This is a genomic window from Pedobacter sp. PLR, from assembly GCF_026239675.1.
Lineage (GTDB): Bacteria > Bacteroidota > Bacteroidia > Sphingobacteriales > Sphingobacteriaceae > Pedobacter.
In genome coordinates this window covers 182,313-189,454 of record NZ_JAPIVQ010000011.1, presented here as the reverse complement: position 1 = coordinate 189,454, position 7,142 = coordinate 182,313, and the positions used below count along the sequence as shown (strand labels likewise).

The window sequence follows — 7,142 nt, the reverse complement described above, 5'->3', positions numbered from 1 at the left end:
GATCATAAATTAATAACCCTGCTTTACAGCACCACTTAAAAAAAACATCTACTTCTTTTTCAATAGCTCTTTCTCAAAATTTAAATTAACTCTTTCATATTCTACTTCTGAAATCTCAGTTATAATAATACTTGACATCAAACTCGGATCTAAATCTAAGACATAAGAAATCCTACAAATTTCGGATGCTGAAAAATCACTTGGATTAAACAATTTGGATGCATACCGTCCCTGGTTAATTCCAGCAAATTTTGCAATCTTGGTCGAACTTGAATTCTCAAGATCCCGCATTTTCTTAATTTCACCATTTTCGATTAGAGCCTTAATATGCTGTAAATCCAAGTCTAATACTCGTTTGAAATTGTTCTTTGTTGACATAAAACCGCTATTTCATTAAAAATGCAGACTTACAAAAGGAAAGTCATTAAAAAATTACCCCTAGTAATTATTTAATTACCACTAGTAACTAATTATACTTATATTTGATCATCCAACTAAAAGCAATTAAAAACCAATGATATAAAAGCTTTAATAATTATAAAGCTAAAGAAGTCTCTCGTATGAAAACCGCTAATTAGACCACGAGAAGATAAGTGTTATGCCCTATCCTTAGATATTTTATATCTTTGTGATACTTCTATATCCAATAGGAAGGGCTTCACTTTGTCTTTTGTGGTCAAATCAAGTTCATTGAATTTGAAGGTTCTTAGCGGTACCTCGTGCAAAAGATTGTGAAGCTCTTCCTATTGACATTAGGAACTTCTTTCTTAGAGACTCGTATTGATTAATAAATAAACTATTATTAATATGAAGCTAAAAGATCAATCTCTTTATCTCAATCTCTTAATGTTGATTATACAGGCGCCGCCATAAATCAACATTATCCCAGGCAATCAAGACCTATTATCGGTTAAATCATGAGTAACTTTTAAAGTTACGCTCATCTTGTACTCCCTAAAAATCTAATCAACCATCTAAATCATTAACATGAAAAAAACGATACTATTAATCGTAGTGGCCGCGCTTTGCCTTTTTTTTAATGCAAGGCCCCAAAAAACCACTCTATCCATCAAAGGCAAAATCCTTGACGAAAAAGGAATGCCAATCCCTGGCACAACAATAACCGTAAAGGGAGAAAAAAAACATGCATTAGCGGACCACAACGGACAGTTTACTTTAAATGGAGTCCCCGCTCAATCCATGCTTATCATCACCTGCATCGGCTATCAGCCCAGAGAAATAACCAATCTTAAAAATTCCGATCTGGGAAACATCATTTTACAGCCAGACCACAATCAGCTGAAAGAAGTAGAAGTGGTCAGTACCGGCTTCCAGAACATTCCGAAAGAAAGAGCGACCGGATCCTTCACCCAGATAGACAACTCCCTTTTAAACAGAAGTCTAAGCACAGACATCCTTAGCAGATTAAATGGAGTAACCAGCGGATTGATTTTTAACTCCAACGGAAATAAACAATTCAGACAAAGCAATATTGAAATCAGAGGAAGAGCCACACTATTTTCCAATCCTGATCCACTAATTATAGTCGACAATTTTCCATACGATGGCGACTTAAGCAACATCAACCCAAATGATGTTGAAAGTATCACCATTTTAAAAGACGCCGCTGCAGCCTCTGCCTGGGGATCACGTTCAGGAAACGGTGTTATTGTCATCACCACAAAAAAAGGAGCCTTAAACGCTGCCCCAACCATCAGCATAAATACTAACCTTACCGTCGGAAGAAAACCAGACTTGTATGATCTACCGCAATTAAGCTCCTCCGAGTACATAGACATCGAACAATTCCTGTTCAGGAAAGGAGCCTATAATGGCACCATCAACAACGGCTATGCGGCCCTATCACCAGCAGTAGAGATCTTTCTGGCATCAAGGAACAAAACCATTTCAAAAGCCGACTCTATAGCACAGATTGACGCGTTAAAAGGTTATGATGCCAGGGAACAACTATTGAAATACTACTACAGACCTAGCCTAAATCAGCAGTATCAGGCCAGTGTAAACGGGGGAAGCGCCAGCCAGAAATATTTTGTCTCTGCAGGCTATGACAAAAACCTGAGCAACACACAGCAAAACAGCTATAACCGTGTCACTTTAAATGCCAGCAACACTTATTACTTTTTAAAAAACAGGCTGGAATTGTTTTCGAACATCATATACACGGGTAGTGTCAGTAAATCAGCGCCTGGAATTGCCATGTCTTACCCCTATGACCGCTTAGCCGACGCTGAGGGCAATCCATTAATCAAAGTAAGAACCTTAAGGCCCTCTTATGCAAGCACTGCAGGCAATGGCAAACTACTAAACTGGCTCTACAAACCGCTGGATGAATTAAACAATGGCTACAGTGCTACAACAAGCAATCTCACTGACTACCGGATCAACCTTTCTTTAAGTTATACCATTTTAAAAGGCCTTAAAGCCGCTGCATTATACAGCTATGAAAAAGGTATCAGCGAAACAAACACACTAAATGAACTGGAATCCTACTACACCCGTGACCTCATCAATACTTACACTCAGATAAACCCGACTACCCAGGCGCTGATTTACCCTATCCCTTATGGAGGGATATTGAATACCAGTTTAAACAACCTTAAGTCGCACAATGGACGTATTCAAATGAACTACGACCAACAATGGGACAAGCATAGTGTAAACGCAATTACAGGTGTGGAGGTTAAGGACTTCAATAACTTTAACAGCAGAGGTACACTTTATGGCTATTTCCCTGAAACAGCAACCAATCAAAATGCTGCTGTCAACTATACGGCAGACAACCCTATCTTCTACAATCCTTCCAGCAGCGGTCGGATCTCTCCAAACTCGGACCAGCTCGGCACAACCAATCGGTTTTTTTCTTATTACTTCAATGGAGCTTACACCTATGCAGGCAGGTATATCGCCTCCATCAGTGCACGCAAGGATGAATCCAACCTGTTTGGCGTAGCAACCAACCTAAAAGGAGTTCCATTGTGGAGCGCTGGGCTGGCCTGGGTAATCAATAAGGAAGCATTTTATGACATCACCTGGCTGCCACAGCTAAAATTGAGGGCCACTTATGGGTATACCGGAAATGTAAATAATTCCATCTCTGCCTACTTAACTGCAAGAGGTGGAAATCTAATCAATAGGTATGATGCATACTCCACGGAAATTGTAAATCCCCCAAATCCAGGGCTCAGATGGGAAAGAATAAGAAACCTGAATCTGGGAATAGATTTTAGCACCAAAGCCGCAAGAATAAATGGAAGTATTGATTTTTGGAAAAAGAAAGGCATTGACCTCATTGGCAGTAGTCCTATTGCTCCACAAACAGGGATCAGCCTGTTTACAGGGAATTCAGCAAACACCTTGACAAAAGGGGTAGATATCCAGGTAAATTCCAATAACCTTAGCGGAAATCTAAAATGGTATACCACCTTGTTATACAACTATAGTCAAAGCAAGGTAACTGATTACAAAGTAAACAATGGGAGTAATTCGGATATAGTTACTGCTGGTTACAATAACCCTTTAATTGGCTATCCTTATTATTCCATTTTCAGCTACAAATATGCTGGCTTAGATTCCAAAGGCAATCCACAAGGATATTTGAATGGGGAAATAAGTACAGATTATACTGCGATTAGAAATTCCTTAAACAGGGACGACCTGAAATACAGTGGCTCTGCCATTCCAACTTCATTTGGAAGTTTACGGAACACATTTATTTACAGAGCTTTTGATTTCTCATTTAACATCATTTACAAGTTTGGTTACTATTTCCGCCGAAACTCGTTAGAAAACAGTATTTACAGCATTAATGGGAATAACTATCAGGTGGCCGACTATCAAAGCAGATGGCAAAATCCAGGTGATGAGTTAATTACTCAAGTACCCGCCCTGGTATACCCAAATGTTCCATCCCGATATGCAATTTATACTTACTCAGAAGCCTTGATTGAAAAAGGTGACCATCTGCGTCTACAGGACATCAGATTAGGATACAACCTTAATAAAAGGCCGGGCTTACCATTCAACAGTCTAAGCCTTTTTGTGCTGATCAATAACATCGGGGTTCTATGGAAGGCGAATAAACAAGGTCTTGATCCTGATTACCCCCGTGGTATCTCTGCGGCAAAAACCATCTCTATGGGATTGAAAGCAATTTTTTAATTCAACAAATTAAAATCATCATGAAAAAATATACAAAATGGATCTGCCTACCCGTGTTACTTTTTCTTTTAAGTAGCTGCAGTAAATCAGAATTTCTGGAAATGAAGCCAACAACAGCTATCATCACACCCAGCACACTTTCAGATTTTCAATATTTACTTGATAATACGGGTATTCAAAGCACCTGTGCCCTGGCGCAATTAGCAGATGACGATTACTTACTAGCCAACGAGGAGAGCCTTGCTAATGAATCAATTACAGAACAAAATTCGTATATATGGGCTAAGGATATTTATGGAGGAGTATCAGGAATCCTGGATTGGAATACGCCTTTCAAAAACATATTCTATTCAAATGCTGTATTAGACGGTTTAGCCAAATCCGACAGCGCTGTTACTGAAAGGGGGCAATATCTGAAAGGATGGGCTTTATTCAGGCGGGCCTATTTCATGTACGATCTGACCCGCAATTTCTGTAAATCATACGATGCCAACACTGCTTCTGCTGACCTTGGGATCCCTATCCGCCTGAAATCAGGTATTGATAAAATTGAGAAACGCGCCAGCTTACAGAAAACTTTCGACCAGATTATTAGCGACCTGACCATTGCAGAAAACCTGCTTCCCGCTACAAGACCTTCCGCCAATTTAAACAGACCCTCTAAAATAGCGGTATATGCAATGCTAGCTCGTATTTATCTGGAGATGAGAAACTATGCTCAGGCTGAAATTTATGCAGATAAATCCTTAAATCTATACGACAAACTGATTGATTACAATACCCTAAATTTAACAGCGACCAGACCTTTTACCATTACAAATGATGAACTCATTTACAACACGAATACAGTAGCAGGATATGAGTTAACTGCCACTTATTCCCTTTCTCCATCCAGAGTGGTCAATTCCCTTATTCAGTCTTACCATACTAATGACCTGCGTAAGCCCATATATTTCAGACTTAGTCCTGCAGATGGTTATTATACTAGAAAGTCTGGATATGCCGGTTCAGGAAGTTACCCATTTACCGGGCTTGCCACCGATGAAATCTACCTCATAAAAGCAGAATGTCTGGCCAGAAGTGGAAAAATAACGCTGGCAATGGACAAGCTTAATCAATTATTAATTACCCGCTATTCAAATAAGTTTGTGTACAGTCCTTTAACTGCAAACTCAGCTGCAGAGGCTCTGACAATCATATTATTGGAGAGAAGAAAGGAACTTGTATTTAGAGGACAACGATGGCATGATTTAAAGCGGTTCAATAAAGAAGGAGCCCAAATCACCATTAGCCGCAAGTTTATGGGAACCCTTTACACCCTTCCTCCCAATGATCCCCGATGGATATTCCCTATTCCGGACGATGAGGTTATTCTTGGTGGAATAGAACAAAATCAACGATAATATAAAAACCAACTATATTTTACAACCAAAATTATGAGACATTCAGCATCTTTTAGAACAACGCTAATTAGGTTAGCGACTTATCTATTCCTTATATTTCCAGCTCTCCTGAAAGCCCAGAGCAAAACCACTCCTAAACGTTTCGTGACAATTGATCTGGTCGTTCAGGATTCCACCATGCTGAAAGATTTTTACATTCAGTTTGAAATGTGTAAGAACGATGTAAATACGAACTACACCTTGGAGAAGGACATTTATACGTTTAAAATCATCAACAAAGAAACACGTATTACAGTCCCGATTTCAACCAAAATAAATTACGGAAAAATTAAACGTTACCATGACAACGGAATCACTAAAGAAAAACTTATGGAAAATGGTGCTCCTATTTATATTTTTGAACAGGGTGATCATATAAAGCTATATATAACAAAAAAAACATTAGCCTTTGAAGGAAAAAAAGCAGAAAAATACAATTGTATTCAAAGCATAAATTCAAGCCCAAGATTTGATAGAAGCCAGTACATCAGCTTTGAAACACAAAAAAAATACGAAGAAATGTTTGGAGAATGGAAAAAGCAGCAGGATTCAGCCTTCAATGCCAAGAAAGACATACTTAAACGCTATAAACCAAAGTTAAGCCCTGAAATTTACAACCTTATTTTGGCAGATTGCCAGGGTTACTATTACGCTAGACTGCTTGGGCAACTTAATAACAATTTCAATACAGATGAAAAAAGAAAAAAAACGAGCTTTAAAACCTATAATAAATGGTTTGAAAGCATGGATCTGCTTGATTTAGATGAAAAAGCATTGGTGAAATCCTATAGATTTTGTGATTTTCTATTTCATAAAGAGTCATTTGAAGCCTCATTTATTGCCAGGCATAACTCTGGTCAAAAAAAAATACCCTATACCTTTCAACAAATCTACAATTCTATTCAAAAAAACCATGCTGGAATTATAAGAGATAAAGTAACACTTTTAGCTTTCTATTATGCTATAGTTCATAAAAACGGAAAATCCTATTTAGATACTGCACACAAATCAATGGGTAATAATATTTTTAAAACTTCCATAGCTAACCTTATAAATAATTATTCAGGCTCCATTTATGAATATGAACTATTTGATCAATACGGGAAACTTAGGAAGTTAAGCGAATTTAAAGATAAATTAATTGTATTAGATTTCTGGTTTACAGGATGCTTGGGCTGCATTAGCCTGGCTAAAGAATTAAAACCAATTATGAGGTCATACCAGGGGAATAAAGACGTAGAATTTATTTCTATCAGCATTGATCCAAAAAAAGAAATGTGGTTAAAGAGTGTAAACGACGAGACTTATAGCCATAAAGATCAGGTCAATCTATACACAAATGGGCAGAGCAGTCAGCATCCAATTATCAAAAACTACAGTTTATCAGGATACCCTACATTATTTTTAATCTCTAAGAAGGGAAAAATCATAACAACTGCAATGCCCAGGCCTATACAAGGAAGACCTGAGACTGTAGAGAATTTCAAAAATATGATAGACAAAAACCTATAAAACCAAAAA

General features: G+C 37.9%; 4 protein-coding genes. 3 read left to right on the top strand and 1 reads right to left on the bottom strand.

Going from position 1 to position 7,142, the window contains the following annotated elements; all coding sequences use genetic code 11:
- Positions 1-48: 48 nt before the first annotated feature.
- Positions 49-378, bottom strand: a complete 330-nt coding sequence (locus OQX61_RS23110; protein WP_265844203.1) for a hypothetical protein — start codon at positions 376-378, stop codon at positions 49-51.
- 609 nt (positions 379-987) lie between these two features.
- On the opposite strand from OQX61_RS23110, the gene OQX61_RS23105 reads away from it, so the two are divergent.
- The 3 genes from OQX61_RS23105 to OQX61_RS23095 are packed head-to-tail and all read left to right on the top strand — an operon-like array spanning position 988 to position 7,133.
- Positions 988-4,179 carry a SusC/RagA family TonB-linked outer membrane protein gene (locus tag OQX61_RS23105; RefSeq protein ID WP_265844202.1) on the top strand — a complete coding sequence of 1,064 codons (3,192 nt, stop codon included), beginning with the start codon at positions 988-990 and terminating at the stop codon, positions 4,177-4,179.
- A 20-nt stretch (positions 4,180-4,199) separates the two neighbouring features.
- Positions 4,200-5,582: a RagB/SusD family nutrient uptake outer membrane protein gene (locus tag OQX61_RS23100; RefSeq protein WP_265844201.1), complete on the top strand. Its 1,383-nt coding sequence runs from the start codon at positions 4,200-4,202 to the stop codon at positions 5,580-5,582.
- A 33-nt stretch (positions 5,583-5,615) separates the two neighbouring features.
- On the top strand, positions 5,616-7,133 hold the full coding sequence (locus tag OQX61_RS23095; protein WP_265844200.1) for a thioredoxin family protein: 1,518 nt from the start codon (positions 5,616-5,618) through the stop codon (positions 7,131-7,133).
- Positions 7,134-7,142: the final 9 nt, after the last annotated feature.